14 protein-coding genes are annotated in these 14,735 nt (G+C 61.0%); 8 read left to right on the top strand and 6 right to left on the bottom strand.

Annotation, left to right across the window (positions count from 1 at the left end; all coding sequences use genetic code 11):
* Positions 1-15 precede the first annotated feature (15 nt).
* Together AC1Z1G_RS05050 and AC1Z1G_RS05045 are read left to right on the top strand one after the other, a co-directional pair.
* Complete coding sequence (locus AC1Z1G_RS05050) at positions 16-480, top strand: multidrug transporter (RefSeq protein ID WP_483625380.1); 465 nt, start codon at positions 16-18, stop codon at positions 478-480.
* Positions 481-519: 39 nt separating this feature from the next.
* On the top strand, positions 520-1,344 hold the full coding sequence (locus AC1Z1G_RS05045) for an SDR family oxidoreductase (protein WP_483625379.1): 825 nt from the start codon (positions 520-522) through the stop codon (positions 1,342-1,344).
* A 50-nt stretch (positions 1,345-1,394) separates the two neighbouring features.
* Here AC1Z1G_RS05045 and AC1Z1G_RS05040 read toward each other — a convergent pair whose 3' ends face one another.
* Positions 1,395-2,276: a LysR family transcriptional regulator gene (locus tag AC1Z1G_RS05040; RefSeq protein WP_483625378.1), complete on the bottom strand. Its 882-nt coding sequence runs from the start codon at positions 2,274-2,276 to the stop codon at positions 1,395-1,397.
* A gap of 110 nt (positions 2,277-2,386) precedes the next feature.
* Between AC1Z1G_RS05040 and AC1Z1G_RS05035 the strand changes: the two genes are divergently transcribed.
* From AC1Z1G_RS05035 to AC1Z1G_RS05025, 3 genes are all read left to right on the top strand, one after another.
* Complete coding sequence (locus AC1Z1G_RS05035; protein WP_483625376.1) at positions 2,387-3,766, top strand: MFS transporter; 1,380 nt, start codon at positions 2,387-2,389, stop codon at positions 3,764-3,766.
* Positions 3,763-4,161: a DUF4440 domain-containing protein gene (locus AC1Z1G_RS05030; RefSeq protein WP_483625374.1), complete on the top strand. Its 399-nt coding sequence runs from the start codon at positions 3,763-3,765 to the stop codon at positions 4,159-4,161. The genes AC1Z1G_RS05035 and AC1Z1G_RS05030 overlap by 4 nt, the downstream gene beginning before the upstream one ends.
* Before the next feature lie 319 nt (positions 4,162-4,480).
* Positions 4,481-5,494, top strand: a complete 1,014-nt coding sequence (locus tag AC1Z1G_RS05025; RefSeq protein ID WP_483625372.1) for an SEL1-like repeat protein — start codon at positions 4,481-4,483, stop codon at positions 5,492-5,494.
* A gap of 155 nt (positions 5,495-5,649) precedes the next feature.
* Here AC1Z1G_RS05025 and AC1Z1G_RS05020 read toward each other — a convergent pair whose 3' ends face one another.
* From AC1Z1G_RS05020 to AC1Z1G_RS05005, 4 genes are all read right to left on the bottom strand, one after another.
* Positions 5,650-6,513: an efflux RND transporter periplasmic adaptor subunit gene (locus AC1Z1G_RS05020; RefSeq protein WP_483625370.1), complete on the bottom strand. Its 864-nt coding sequence runs from the start codon at positions 6,511-6,513 to the stop codon at positions 5,650-5,652.
* Between the two features lie 10 nt (positions 6,514-6,523).
* Positions 6,524-6,724: a DUF1656 domain-containing protein gene (locus AC1Z1G_RS05015; protein WP_483625369.1), complete on the bottom strand. Its 201-nt coding sequence runs from the start codon at positions 6,722-6,724 to the stop codon at positions 6,524-6,526.
* The gene (locus AC1Z1G_RS05010) at positions 6,714-8,900 is read right to left on the bottom strand and encodes an FUSC family protein (RefSeq protein WP_483625367.1); all 2,187 of its coding nucleotides are present in this window, start codon (positions 8,898-8,900) and stop codon (positions 6,714-6,716) included. Before AC1Z1G_RS05010 ends, AC1Z1G_RS05015 begins: the two co-directional genes overlap by 11 nt.
* A 130-nt stretch (positions 8,901-9,030) precedes the next feature.
* Positions 9,031-10,542, bottom strand: a complete 1,512-nt coding sequence (locus AC1Z1G_RS05005; RefSeq protein ID WP_483625365.1) for an efflux transporter outer membrane subunit — start codon at positions 10,540-10,542, stop codon at positions 9,031-9,033.
* A 310-nt stretch (positions 10,543-10,852) separates the two neighbouring features.
* Between AC1Z1G_RS05005 and AC1Z1G_RS05000 the strand changes: the two genes are divergently transcribed.
* The 3 genes from AC1Z1G_RS05000 (at position 10,853) to AC1Z1G_RS04990 (ending at position 13,784) form a co-directional block, all read left to right on the top strand.
* The gene (locus AC1Z1G_RS05000) at positions 10,853-11,821 is read left to right on the top strand and encodes a LysR family transcriptional regulator (protein WP_483625363.1); all 969 of its coding nucleotides are present in this window, start codon (positions 10,853-10,855) and stop codon (positions 11,819-11,821) included.
* Positions 11,822-12,053: 232 nt separating this feature from the next.
* The gene (locus AC1Z1G_RS04995) at positions 12,054-13,028 is read left to right on the top strand and encodes a 2-hydroxyacid dehydrogenase (protein WP_483625361.1); all 975 of its coding nucleotides are present in this window, start codon (positions 12,054-12,056) and stop codon (positions 13,026-13,028) included.
* Positions 13,029-13,274: 246 nt separating this feature from the next.
* Positions 13,275-13,784 (top strand): DUF2165 family protein, encoded by a 510-nt coding sequence (locus tag AC1Z1G_RS04990; RefSeq protein WP_483625360.1) that lies wholly within the window; start codon positions 13,275-13,277, stop codon positions 13,782-13,784.
* A 14-nt stretch (positions 13,785-13,798) separates the two neighbouring features.
* On the opposite strand, the gene AC1Z1G_RS04985 is transcribed toward AC1Z1G_RS04990, so the two are convergent.
* On the bottom strand, positions 13,799-14,701 hold the full coding sequence (locus AC1Z1G_RS04985; protein ID WP_483625359.1) for a DMT family transporter: 903 nt from the start codon (positions 14,699-14,701) through the stop codon (positions 13,799-13,801).
* Positions 14,702-14,735: the final 34 nt, after the last annotated feature.

The following is a 14,735-nucleotide window of genomic DNA, read 5'->3' as shown; positions in this document are numbered from 1 at the left end:
AAGGAGCGTTCAAGCATGTTCATCGGCGTCCTGCTGGTCATCACTTGGCTCATTCTTTTGCTGCGCTACCCGTCCCGGGCCTTGCCGGTTTCGCTGGCAGCGGCCATCGGGTTGGGGCTCGTGGCGACCTGGGTGGTCTGGCTCGACAACCGCGAAGCCAAGCAACTGGCGCGGCTGGAACTGCGCATCACCTATGCGCCGGAGCACTGCCCGGCGGATCGGCCCTTGCAGTTGAAAATGAACAACGGCAACGACGTGCCGCTGACCGAGTTGCGCTGGCGGATCGCGGCCTATGCGCCGGGCGACACCGTGAACCTGGCCGACAACCTCTACGCCGCCCCGCGCTATCGCGGCCCCGGCGAATTACAGGCTGGCGCCAGCTGGGAAGACTGTTTGCCGATGCCACCGCTGCGTCCCGGCTATCGCCCGCAAACCCTGGAGTTTCGCGCCGAGCGTTTGCAGGGTAGTTTCTCTGACTGATTCCTCACTTCCCCCCTCTTCTTGCACAAGGACCGCGCCATGCCCCTCGCGTTAATCACCGGTTGTTCCAGCGGCATCGGCCGCGCGTTGGCCGACGCTTTCAAAAACGCCGGTTACGAGGTCTGGGCCACGGCGCGCAAGGCTGATGACGTGGCGATACTCGCGGCAGCCGGGTTCACGGCGGTACAGCTGGACGTCAACGACGAGCCGGCGCTGGAGCAATTGAGCGAACGCATCAATCAGCAACACGGCGGCCTCGATGTGCTGATCAACAACGCCGGTTACGGCGCCATGGGACCGCTGCTCGATGGCGGCGTACCAGCGATGCAACGTCAATTCGAAACCAACGTGTTCGCAGTGGTCGGCGTCACTCGCGCGTTGTTTCCGGTGTTGCGCCGCAGCAAAGGCCTGGTGGTGAATATCGGCAGCGTTTCCGGGGTGTTGGTCACGCCATTCGCGGGCGCCTACTGTGCTTCGAAAGCCGCCGTGCATGCCTTGAGCGATGCCTTGCGCATGGAACTGGCGCCGTTCGGCATCCGGGTGATGGAAGTCCAGCCCGGCGCCATCGCGTCCAGTTTCGCCAAGAATGCAGGCGCTGAAGCTGAGCAACTGATCACCGAACAATCGCCCTGGTGGCCGTTGCGTGAAGGCATTCGTGCGCGGGCCAAGGCCTCGCAGGACAACCCGACCCCGGCCTCGGTGTTCGCGGCAGGGTTGCTCAAAGCCGTGCAGCAGAGCAAACCGCCGCGCTTGCTGCGCCTGGGCAATGGCAGCCGGGCGTTGCCGCTGCTGGCGGGGTTGCTGCCAAAAGGGTTGCTGGAGTCGGGGTTGATGAAGCGGTTCGGGTTGCGCGGGCAGCTCTGACGCCGCGTCGACGCCTGCTCGCGAAGGCGGTCGAACAGTCAACGATAATCTCAGCTCCAGCCCTTCAAGAAATCAATAAACGCCCGCACCTTCAGCGGCAAATGCCGGGTGTCCGGGTACAGCGCGTACACCCCTTGCCGAGCAAAGGAATGATCAGGCAACAACCGTTGCAAGCGTCCTGAATCCAGGTCTTCCTGAACCAGCCATTGCGGCAAAATCGCCACGCCGTGCCCCGACAGCGCGAACGCTCGCAGCGTGGACGAGTTGTCCGCGACAATGGCGGTTTTCCCCGGCCCCGGTTGGTAAAGATGCTCGGCACCCTCGGGGTCCGTCACCGTCAACTCACTCACCCGTCCATGCCCCAGCGTCGGCATTAGTTGCAGCGCCGCCAACGTGTTGGCGGCCTCATGGCGCTCGATCAGGCTCGGCGCCACCACCGCGAAAATCTCGAAGGTCGACAACTGCACCGCCCGCAGATTGGAGTCGAGCATTCGCCCCAACCGGATCGCCAGGTCAAACCGTTCGGAAATCAGATCGGCATGGGTCGAGGACGTGGACAAGTGAATGTTCAGCTGTGGGTGCAACTCACGAAACACATCCAGCGCGGGCACCAGCCGGGCCAGCGCGTATTCCACCGTGGTGGTGATGCGCAGCGTGCCCCGCAACTGAGTGTGTTCGGAGCGGGCCTCCTCAATCGCCAGTCGGGCTTCGTCCAGGGTCCGCAGGCAACGCAGGTAAAAACGCTCGCCGGCATCGGTCAGCGCCAGTTGCCGGGTGTTGCGGGTCAGCAAGGTGACGCCAAGTTCGGCTTCCAGCCGCTTGAGGTTGAAACTCACCACGGCGCGGGTTTGCCCGAGCAAGTCGGCGGCAGCGGTCAATGACCCCGCCTCGACCACGGCTTTGAAGGTGTCGAATCGATCCAGACTGACCATGGTTGCACCGAGAGTTTGTCAAAATAATTTTGACAAACTAGCAGCCAAACCGCCGTTTCTCCAGCAGCGCAAACGCCCTACCCTGCGCCTCTGTCTACCTGGAGGCTGCCATGGCCTATCGCTCCAAAGTCGCGCTGGTGTATCTGCTGGGGTTCGCCCTCGACCTGCTGAACATGTTTGTCGCCAGCATTGCCTACCCGGACATCGCCCTCGAACTGCACGCCTCGGTCACCGAACTGGCATGGATCAGCAACGCCTACATGCTCGGGCTCACGCTGATTATCCCGTTGAGCGTCTGGCTGGCGGCGCGGCTCGGTGAACGGCGGCTGATCCTCGGTTCATTGCTGCTGTTCGGCCTCGCTTCGATGCAGGTGGCCGGGGCCGGTTCGATTGAAACACTGATCGGCTGGCGACTGGTTCAAGGGTTGAGCGGTGGGCTGTTGATTCCCATCGGCCAGGCCTTGGCCTTCCGTCATTTTCCACCGGAGCAGCGCAGCCGCTTGACCACCTGGGTGATGTCGGTGGCGTTGCTGGTGCCGGCGCTGTCGCCTGCTGCGGGAGGGCTGATTGTTCAGGCCCTGTCCTGGCGCTGGGTGTTTTACCTCAACGTACCGCTGACCCTGCTCGCGTGGGCGCTCGGCGCGCTGTGGCTGAAGGCCGAGGCCCCGGCAACCGAACGCCCGACACTGGACATCCGTGGCCTGCTGCTCGCCGCCTCGACCCTGGGCTTGCTGCTGATTGCCTTGAGCCTGCTGAGCGAAACCGAAAACCGCCGCCTCGGCATGCTCGTACTGATGCTGAGCGCCGTCGCACTGTGGTTGTACCTGCGCGACGGCTGGCAAAAACCGGCGGCCGTCCTCGATTTGCAGTTGCTCAACAGCCCGTCACTGCGGCTGGCGATGCTGGTGTATTTGCTGATACCCGGCGTGTTCATCGGCACCAGCCTGATTGCGGTGCTGTACCTACATCAGCTCGGTTTGGGGACGGCGAAAATTGGCGCGTTGATGCTGCCTTGGGCACTGGGTTCAGCGGTGGCGATTGTCACGGGCAAACGCTGTTTCAACCGCTTCGGTCCCAAGCCTTTACTGGTTGTCGGCATGCTGTTGCAGAGCCTCGGCATTGGCCTGCTGACATTGATCGAGCAGCCGCAAGACTGGTTGCCGATCATCGCCTACACCCTGATGGGCCTGGGCGGCAGCCTGTGCAGCAGCAGCGCGCAGACCCTGGCGTTTCTCGACATTCGCCCTGAACGCATGGGCCACGCCAGCGCGCTGTGGAACATCAATCGGCAACTGAGTTTCTGCCTCGGGGCGGCGGTGTTGAGTTCCTTGCTGGGCGCCCTCGGCCCTCAATCACCCCTCGCATTCGAACGATGCTTCCTCGTCGCAGCCCTTCTCTCGTTGCTGCCGATGTTCGCCGTTTTGCGCTTCGATTCAACAACCGTACGGGCGCTACTCAGCCCTTATCCCTCTCAGGAAAAAACCTCATGAACAACTACCGCGAGTATTTTGATGAAGTGATCCAGGCCCATCAGTTGATCGAGCAATGGTTTGCCAGCCATCAGAATGACGGGACGCTGGAGCATCTGTTGTCGCGCTTTTCGCCTGAATTCTCGATGATCACGCCGATGGGCAAAGCCCTGGACTTCATGACCCTGACTGCACTGTTCCAGCAGGCTGGCGGCAAGCGACCGGGCTTCACGATCCAACTCAGCGAGTTGCGCGGCCTCGATCAACACGCCAGCGGCGCCACCGTCAGCTACCGCGAGGCGCAGACGGATGACACCGGGCTGAACACGGACCGACGCTCAACGGTAATCTTTGAAAGGCTGCCGTCGGGGCAGTTGAAGTGGCGACACCTGCACGAAACATTCTGTAACGAGTAAGCGGGCGACAAGCCCGGATGAAATTGCCAATCCATTCGATGTCAGTAAAATGCCCGCTTTTGAAGCGCCCAGCGCGCTTCACTCAGGATTTAGCCGTACGCAAGGAGAATGGATGCCTCAGCGATAAACGCCAGGTAAGGGACTGCCAGCGACTCACGCAACCGGTATTACCCTGCCTGCCCCTGATAAAGCAACGATCCGTTCGCCTGTCACGCGCTTTCGCCTTCAACCATTATCCGCCCAATCCGAACACCTGGCCTTGAGTGCATCACTCGGGCCTTTCGTCGCACCGTTTTTAATACAGATCAGGGAATATCCGTTGAAACTCTCCAACCTTCTACCTTTGGCCGTCGCAACGTTGCTCATCGGTTGCGCTACCCCACCGGCAGATAAAGACCAAAGCCTGAACGACACACTGCCCAAACTCACCTTGCAGGACGTATTGCCTGCACCGGTCGCCAATGAATACTGCAACGCGAGCATGGACAGTGACATCTTGTATGGCATTGGCAGCCGACTGTTTAACGACGATGAACTTCAGGAAGCCAAGAGTTGCTTCATCATGGCTGCTGCGAAACACGACCGTGCTTTCTGCTTTCTGGCGACCATCACCGAACAGGATGAGTCCAAAACCGAAGCCCAGCGCAATACCGAAGCGTTTAACTACATCGCTTACTCGGCCGCCAAAAATGACTGGTGCGCCGCGTTCGGCATGTACCAAAGCTACTCGTACCCAAGCCGCGGCGCCAAACAGGACAAAGCCCTCGCCCTGCGCTGGCTGGAACGCTCCGCCCGCCACGGTAGCCCGGACTCACAGCACATGCTCATGAGCCTGTATGAAAACGAAGGCAAGTTGGTCGACAGTTACGCCTGGTCGAGAATCAAGAGCACCGCGGATGACACGTCAGACACCGACGACCTGAAAAAAGAAATGACGCCTGAGCAAATCGCGCAAGGCGAAGCCCTGTATGCCGAACTCCGCAAAACCGTGACCACTCAAAAAGCCATGTACGACGAAGCCCGGGAAGAGGACATCGGCCTGTACTCGGCGAATATTCATCTGGACTTCCCGGACACCTTCAAAGGCATGCCGTCGGCTGAGCGCTACAACTTCGTCAAGCAATCCATCGCCACCGTACTGGCTTATCCGGGCATGGAAACACGCGGCCAAGTGCTGAGCTACATCATCATCGCCAGAAAGGCACAACTGAAAAACCCGACCATCGACATTCTGCAGAACAAACAAATCGTGGCCATCTTGAAAGACGACAACCTGACCATGGGCCAAACCATCGATCAGGCCACCAGCATCCTGAACACCGCGTACAAATAACCACTTGGTCTAATGCCGGTCAGTTAAGAAAACTCAGCGTCTGAATGCTCTGTTCTGATCCGACCCCCCCTCTCCCCCAAAGGGGCGAGGGGGCAGAATGTGGATTCCTGAGGATATTCTGCGACCTGAAAAGGGCAAGCCCCCTAGCCACAGGGTTAATCCTCGCGATCCTGCTTCACCACCACCGTGCACGTAATCCCCGCCGCCAGCAGCACGCCATCCGGCACTTCGTCGATGTGAATCCGCACTGGCACCCGTTGCGCCAGGCGTACCCAGTTGAACGTCGGGTTGACGTCGGCGATCAACTCGCGGCTCTCGGGGTTGTCGCGGTCGTAGATGCCACGCGAAACACTCTCGACATGGCCCTTGAGCACTTCGCCGCTCATCAGTTGCATATCGGCCTTGTCACCCACCTTCACACGCGGCAGTTTGGTCTCTTCGAAAAAGCCGTAGACCCAGAACGAGTGCATGTCGACCACGGCCATTTTCGCTTCGCCGATGCGTGCGTAATCACCGCGATGAACGTTGAGGTTGGTGACGTAACCGTCCACCGCCGCCAACACTTGGGTGCGTTTGAGGTTCAGCTCCGCCGCTTCCAGTTGCGCCTGGGCGTGCTGATAGTCGGCCAGTGCCGAGTCGGCGATGTTGCTGGCGTCGTCACGGTTTTCCTTGGAGATCACCAGGTTGTCGAGGTCGGCGCGGCGGTGCGCGTTGACCTTGCGCATCTCCCAGGTGGCTTTGCGTGACGCCACCAGCGACTGCGCCTGTTTCACGGCGATCTGGTAGTGCTCGGGATCAATCTGCATCAGCAGGTCGCCCTTTTTCACCAACTGGTTGTCACGCACCGGCACGTCGACCACCTCGCCGGTGACGTCGGCGGCGACGTTGATGATGTCGGCGCGCACCCGGCCGTCGCGGGTCCATGGGGTGTTCATGTAATGCACCCACAACGTGCGGCCAATCCACATCGCGAGGGCCAGCACCAACAAGGTTGCGAGCAGGCTGAAGAGCTTTTTCATCGAATCGGTCTCACTGATAAACAGTCAGCGCCAGGGCGCCGAACAAACAGGTAAAGAGGCTCAGGCGCAGCAACGCCGGGTGCCAGAAGAAGCGGTACAGATCAAAGCCCGAGAGGAACCGGTCCAGCGCCCAGGCCAATACTGCTGCGATGAAAAACATCAGGGTCATGGTCGGCATGTACACGCCGTGGAAGGCGATTTCACGAGGCATGGTCAGGTCCTTGAGCGGCGGCGAGTGCCGCCAGCGGCGATTGCGGGTCGAGCAACGAGGTGCGGATGAAATGCAGGTAACTCTTCACCCGGCGCAACGCCGAGGTGTCGAAGTGCGGGGCAAAGGGTTCGTCGGTGGCCTGGACGCGGCTGATGGCGTGGTCGACCGCAATCAAGCAGCGCTCCAGGTTGCTTTGGCTCGGTTGCAGGAACAACCGCACCAGCGAGCGCCCCATGACCCGGATCGCCTGGCGCCACGGTTGGGACTCGGCATACGCCGGATGCACCGGAAGGATCGCCTGCTCCTTGCGCAACTCGATGATCGCGTGGCCGACCTCCAGCACCACGAACATCCAGCGCAGCAGGTCGCTCTGTACCTGCGGTTGCCCCGCCGCCAGCCCATACGCCTGATGCACCAGGTCACGGGTGCTGCTTTCAAAACTTGAGGCCAGCCCCTTGAGTTTGCCGCTGATGGCATACACCACTTGCCCGCGCAGGTCCTGTTCCAGGCGACGCCACAACCAGCGACTGTTGGGCGGCAGAATGATCGCCCCGGCCGCCGCGCACACCAGCATGCCCAGCACCATGGCGATGTAGTCGTTGATGAAGGTGTAAGGGTTGTAGACGGTCAGGTTATCCGGCACCGAACCGGTGCTGAAAAAGATCAGCAAGCCAAGGCCCACGCCCGCGTACTGCGGCCGAGAGGTGAGGAACGAACCCAGCACAATCACTGGCGCGAGCATCACGCACAACAGGGGAAAACCATCGATCCAGGGGAAGATGAAGAACATCTCGACGAAGCCGATCAGCGCCCCCAAGAACGTCCCGCAGGCCATTTGAAACGCCATGCGCTTGGGGTTCGGCGTCGCGGCCGACAAACCAACGGTGGCCGCCGCAATCAAGGTCATGGTGGCGCCGCTCGGCCACGCCGTGGCGACCCAGTAACTGCCCAGCACGATCAGGATGAACGCGGCACGAATCCCCGAAGCGGCGGACGCCAGCCCGTTGGTTTTCGGGGTGTAGGGTTCGTCCCATTGCTCGCGTTCGTGGCTGTGCTCGGCCAGTGAGGCGTGAGTCTGTGCATAACTGTGCAACTCATCGACGAAGCGATACAGCAACTCGTACGCCGTGTGGAAGTCCAGTTGCTCGGCGTCGCTCGGCCCGGTCTCTTGAAAAGTCGCCCGCAAGCTACGAACCCGCGCCGGCAACCCTTCTTTATAGGCTGCCAGTTGCGCGGCCAACCGTGCGGCGTCGGCATGGGTCAGGGCGCGGCCAGAGAACCCGTCGAGCAGTTCGGCCAGGTCCTGCAAACCGGGTTTGATCGCCGCCACCACGTGATCGGCGCCACTGCTGCGCAGGCGTTCGAGCAACTGGTGCAAGGCATTGAAACGGGTGGTGATGCCCATGAACTCGCTGTTCAAGCGGCTGAGCCGGCCGTTGCGCCGGCGCATGTGCGGGTCCTCGAACACGGTGACGCTGCGCAAGCCTTCCAGGCCCACGGCTTCAGCGATGAAGCCCACGTTGCGCCGTTCAAAGGTGTCGCGCTGACTGCGCCCGCGCAAGCCGTCGGTGACGAACAGCGCGAACACGCCGAAGCGTTGGTACAACGCGTTGCGCATCGCCGCACTGGCGGTTTGCGGCAGGATCGCAGCGCTGACCAGGGTCGCACAGAGAATCCCCAAGGAGATTTCCAGCACCCGCCAGACCGCCGCCATGAACGCGCCGTCCGGGTGCGCCAACGCAGGCAAACCGACCATCGCGGCGGTGTAGCCGGCCAGCACAAAACCGTAGGCGCGAAAGTTGCGGTTACGCGCCGCGCCCGCCGAGCAGATACCGACCCAGATCGCCAGCGAGCCGAGAAACAGTTCGGTGTTCTGCGCAAACAACGCGATCAGCGCGACCATCACCGCCGAGCCGGCCAGGGTGCCCAGGAAGCGATAGAAACTCTTGGCAAACACCTGGCCGCTCTGCGGCTGCATGACGATGAACACGGTGATCATCGCTGTGCGCGGTTGCGGCAGCTCCAGGCGCATGGCCAGCCACAGGGTCAGGAACGCCGCGATCAATACCTTGAAAATGTAGACCCAGGTCACGCCGTCGCTGCGTGCCCAGTCGAAAAAACCGCGGCGCCATTCAAGGGAATGCAACCAGCGCAGCGGTGCAGGCAAAGGAGTCATGAAATCCAGCTCATTGGTCGATGCGGGACCTGTGGGAGCGGGCTTGCTCGCGAAGACGGTGTGTCAGGTGACATCAGCATTGACTGACACACCGCTTTCGCGAGCAAACCCGCTCCCACAGGGTTTGCGTTCAATTCACGATGCTCTTGAGAAGAGCCGGGGGTTTCGGTGCCTGGACTTTGCTGTTGGCCGGCACGTCATTACCCGCGCCGAGGCCACCACCAAGCGCCGTCACCAATTCGGCATGGGCGCTCAACCGTGCGGCCTGGACCTGCTGCTGCACCTGCTGCTGTTTGAACAACAGGCTCTGGGCATTCAGCACGTTGAGGTAATCGGTGAGGCCGCGTTGGTAGGCGATCATCGCAATGTCGTAGGTCTTCTGTGCCGCGGCCACCGACTCGGCGGCGAAGGTTTGCTGCTTGTCCATGGACGCGCGGCGGATCAACTGATCGGAGATGCTTTTCAGCGCATCGACCAGGGTCTGGTTGTACCTGGCCACGGCAATGTCATACCCGGCCGAGGCTTCGCCCAGTTCCGAACGCAAGCGCCCGCCGTCGAAGATCGGCAGGGAAATTGCCGGGCCGACGCTGTAGTTGAGTTTTTTACCGGTCAGAAACTCCAGCGCGCCACCGCCCGTGGCCATGTAGCCGAGGCTGCCGACCAGATCGACGTTGGGATAAAAACCGGCGTGCGCTACGTCGATACCGCGCGCCTGCGCCGCCACTTGCCAACGGCTGGCGACCACGTCCGGACGCTGACCGAGCAACTGCGCCGGCAACGCCGAAGGCAGTTTCAGCGCGGCCCCCAGCGACAACGACGGCCGCTGCAAGTGCGCGCCCTCCCCCGGTCCTTTGCCTGCGAGCGCGGCGAGCTGGTTGCGGCTCAAGGCGATTTCTTCGTCCAGTGCGTCCAGCTGCCGATGGGTTTCCGGCAGCGGGGTTTGTGCCTGGCTGACGTCGAAATGGGTGCCGATGCCGCCGTCCAGGCGCTTTTGCGCCAGGTCGAGAATCTGCTGTTGCTGAGTGAGGGTTGCCGCCACGATGTCCCGTTGCGCGTAATGCAACGACAACTGGATGTAGGCGCGCACCACGTTGTTCTGCAATTCGAGCTGCGCCATGCGGGCTTCGGCGGCGCTCATGTGGGCCATGTCCACGGCGCGCTCGGTAGCATTGCTTTCGCGGCCCCACAGGTCGAGGGCGTAGCTGAAACCCAGCGCGGCGTTGTTGTCCCAGGTGGTGGTGTTGGCCAACTCGCCCGGCCCATAGAACTGGTCGGTGGGCCAGTTGTGACGCTTGAGGGTGGATTGGCCATTGACCTGCAACGACTCGGCCGACTCGGCGATACCGGCCATGGACTTAGCCTGACGCACGCGAGCCGCGGCCATGGCCATGCTTGGGCTACCCTGTATGGCATGTTCGACCCAGGCGTTGAGTTGAGGGTCGCCATAGGCCTGCCACCAGTGGGCGGTGGGCCACTGTGCGTCCTGTGCGGCGCTTTGGATAGCGTCGTCTGTGGCCAAGGTATTGGCGGCGAGTGTCTTGCCTTGTGGGGCAATTCCTCCGGTTCCGATGCAGCCGCTGATTGCTAACGATAAAGCCCAGACACTGAGAGTCTTCAGCTCTCTGATGATGCGACGCGGCACTGCTGCAAATTCCTGGAAGTAGGGGGGAGGTACGAGGTCCTGTGGACACTGACTTATCTATGGGAGCGAGCCTGCTCGCGATGGCATCGGCACGATGTACCTGATGCACCGGGTTGTTTGCATCGCGAGCAGGCTCGCTCCCACACACCAGTAACGGCGCAATTCTAGGGGGCGGCCCGAATGGCGATAAGCCGGGATTCCTGTGAATCTTTGTTACCGTTAACGCGATAATCCCTAATCCCATCTTTAGTCGCCTGTAAAGACGCAGCAACTTCGTGTCACAATTTGTTATCGCCCCCGAGAGCACCCCATGGACACTTTGCAAAACATGCGCGCCTTCAGCTGTGTCGCCGAGGCCGGCAGCTTCACTGCCGCCGCTGTGCAGCTTGATACAACGACAGCCAACGTCTCGCGCGCGGTCTCCAACCTGGAAGCCCACCTGCAAACCCGCTTGCTCAACCGCACCACCCGTCGCATCGCCCTGACCGAGGCCGGTAAACGCTATTTGCTGCGCTGCGAACAGATCCTGGCTTATGTCGAAGAAGCCGAAGCCGAGGCCAGCGACGCCCATGCGCGGCCGGCCGGTCAGCTCAAGGTGCATACGATGACCGGGATCGGTCAGCACTTCGTGATCGACGCCATCGCCCGTTATCGCAAGACCCACCCGGACGTCACCTTCGACCTGACCATGGCCAACCGCGTGCCGGACCTGCTGGACGAGGGTTACGACGTGTCGATCGTGCTCGCCAGCGAACTGCCGGATTCGGGGTTCGTCTCGCAACGGCTGGGCATCACCTACAGCATCGTTTGTGCGTCCCCGGCCTACGTCAAAGCCAATGGCTGTGCGCACAAACCCAGCGACCTGCTGAACCACGCCTGCCTGCGCCTGGTGAGCCCGGTGATTCCGCTGGAGAAATGGCTGTTCGACGGCCCGGAAGGCCAGGAAATGGTCACCATCAACAGTTCACCGTTTCTGGTGAACTCGGCCGATGCGATGAAAACCGCGATCATCAGCGGCATGGGGGTTGGCGTGCTGCCGGTGTATGCCGCCATCGAAGGCCTGCGCAACGGCACGCTGGTGCGGGTAATGCCCAAGTACCGTTCGCAAGAGTTGAACCTGTACGCCATCTACCCTTCGCGCCAGTACCTGGACGCGAAGATCAAGACCTGGGTCGAATACCTGCGCGGGTCGCTGCCAGAGATCCTGGCAGCCCATCAGGCTGAACTGACGGCCTATGAGCTGAGTGGCAGTTTGAGCGGGGCGCGGCTGGCGAACTGATCGCAAGGATTGATGTGATCCAGTGTAGCGAGGGAGCTTGCTCCCTCGAATGCGCAGCGCTCGCAATCGCGTCAATGAGCTATGGAAGACTGACGACTGCTTCGCAGCCGAGCGCGAGCAAGCTCCCTCACCACAGGTTATGTGTGCGCCCAAATAGTGTGACCCTCGCAAAACCCCGACAGGGAGTGTTAGGTTGCCTGGCATCCCCCTCCGCCTGACGAGCCTTCCAGCGATGAAAAAGACCGTACTTGCCTTCAGCCGTGTCTCGCCCGAAATGGTCGAGCGCCTGCAACAGGATTTCGACGTGATCGTGCCCAGCCCCAAGCACGGCGACATCCATGCGCAGTTCAACGAGGCCCTGCCCCATGCTCACGGTTTGATCGGTGTCGGTCGCAAACTCGGACGCGCCCAGCTGGAAAACGCCAGCAACCTGGAGGTGGTCTCCAGCGTGTCGGTGGGTTATGACAACTACGACCTGAACTATTTCAACGAGCGCGGGATCATGCTCACCAATACCCCGGACGTGTTGACCGAGAGCACCGCCGACTTGGCCTTCGCCTTGCTGATGAGCAGCGCCCGACGCGTGGCTGAACTGGACGCCTGGACCAAGGCCGGACAGTGGCAGGCCAGTGTCGGCGCGCCACTGTTTGGCTGCGATGTGCATGGCAAGACGCTGGGCATCGTCGGCATGGGCAACATCGGTGCGGCCATCGCTCGGCGCGGTCGGCTGGGCTTCAACATGCCGATTCTCTACAGCGGCAACAGCCGCAAGAGCGCGCTGGAACAAGAGCTTGGCGCTCAGTTGCGCAGCCTCGACCAGTTGCTTGGCGAAGCCGATTTCGTTTGCCTGGTGGTGCCGCTCAGCGACAAAACCCGGCACCTGATCAGCCATCGCGAGCTGGCCTTGATGAAGCCCGGCGCCATCCTGGTGAACATTTCCCGAGGGCCGGTGGTGGATGAACCGGCGCTGATCGAAGCCTTGCAAACCCAGCGGATTCGCGGGGCGGGGCTGGATGTCTACGAGCAGGAGCCGCTGGCGGAGTCACCGTTGTTCCAGCTGAAAAACGCTGTCACCTTGCCGCACATCGGCTCGGCCACCTTTGAGACCCGCGACGCCATGGCCCACCGCGCAGTGGCGAACCTGCGCAGCGCGCTGCTGGGTGAGCGGCCACAGGACCTGGTGAACCCGCAGGTGTGGAAGGGCTGATTAACCCGCGGCATGTCCCAACCGACGTGCCGCTTCTTGCCGTGGAATCAACACCCACACTTCATGACGGCTGCCAATAAACTTGGCACTCGACAATACCGTCCATTAGTTATCAACGCTTCATCTAACTTGTTGCGTGTCGACATAACTTGCAATTCAGTCCCCGCTCACGGCCAGCACCCGCACTATAAACTCCAGACCCTGTTATTCGCCCCTCGCGAACCTTACTTCCGGAGAAGTCACAACATGCGCATCTTGACCACAGCCCACCTGATAAGGTGGTGCAAACTAACCCTTGTTTTCATGGTGGGTATATTTGGAGCACTGGTTGTATTCAGCAACTTGACCGACTATCCCTCCAACTATGAATTCGTCGGGCACATCCTCAGCATGGACACCACGCGAGGAACTGGCTCACTGATGTATCGCGCCATTACTTCCGAGATGATGCACCATCGGTTCTATTGGATGATCATGACCCTGGAAAGCATCTTCACGGTCTGTTGCCTGCTGGGAACCTATCAGCTCTACCGTAAAATCAATGCCCCCCGCAAAGAGTTCCACGAGGCAAAAAAGTTTGCCGTCGTGGGTTTTATGATTGCGATCTTTATTTACTACTTCATCTTGCAGGTTATCGGTAACGAATGGTTCGACATGGACTCTTCCCCGCAATGGAACGCCATGGGGTGGTCGCGCGGCATCGTTGAGTTCCTGATGCCCGCGCTGTTCTTTCTGGCCATGAAGAACGATCACTGAGACGCATTGTTCAATCAGGCCATTTTGCTGTTTGCCGGTATCACGGCCGGTTTCGGTTTGCGGAACACCAGTACGTTCCCCAGCATCACCAGTACCAGCCCGGCGAGTGCGGGCGCAGTCCATTGATACCCCTCGGCAAACGCCGACACGTTCAACGCCACCACCGGGAACAGCACCGTGCAATACGCGGCGCGCTCTGGGCCCATGCGCCCGACCAGCGTCAGGTAGGCGGTAAACCCGATGACCGAGCCGGGAATCACCAGGTACAGCAACGAACCGATGTAGCGGGTGTTCCATTCCATGTCGAAGGGAATGCCCTTGACCAGGCAATACACCGACAGCATCGCGGCGCCGTAGGCCATGCCCCAGGCATTGGTGGTCAACGGTTTGAGGCCGGCTTTCTGTTGCAGGCTGGACAGCATGTTGCCCGCCGAGAAACACAAGGTGCCCAACAAGGCCAGGCCAAGGCCCAGCAGGGTTTGCGGGCTCGCGGTATGCCCCGCCAGCTCCGGCCAGAACAGCAGGCCCAACCCGAACAACCCCAGCGCCCCGCCCATCAACACATTGCGGGCGATTTTCTGACTGAAGAACACCCGTGCGTTCAAGGCGTTCCACAACGTCGCGGTGGAAAACACCACCGCCACCAAGCCACTGGGAATCCACTGGCTGGCGGTGAGGAAACACATGAAGTTGATACAGAACAGGCACAGCCCCTGGGCCAGACAGATCAAGTGCCCGCGCCGGTTCATCACTTGCAGGCGCCGGCTGAGCAGCAACATCACGAACAGCACCAGCGCCGCGAGGCCGAAGCGATAGACGATCGACACCGGTATCGCCACCACCCCCAGTTGCAGTTTCAAGGCAATCCAGGTGGTGCCCCAGATCAGCACGGTGAGCAGGTATAACGAGAGGTTCATGACGGCAACTCCTGAGTAATGCCTGCAGTCTCCC

It is taken from the genome of Pseudomonas sp. JL27(2026) (assembly GCF_056933555.1).
This window is presented reverse-complemented; position numbering and strand designations above follow the sequence as displayed.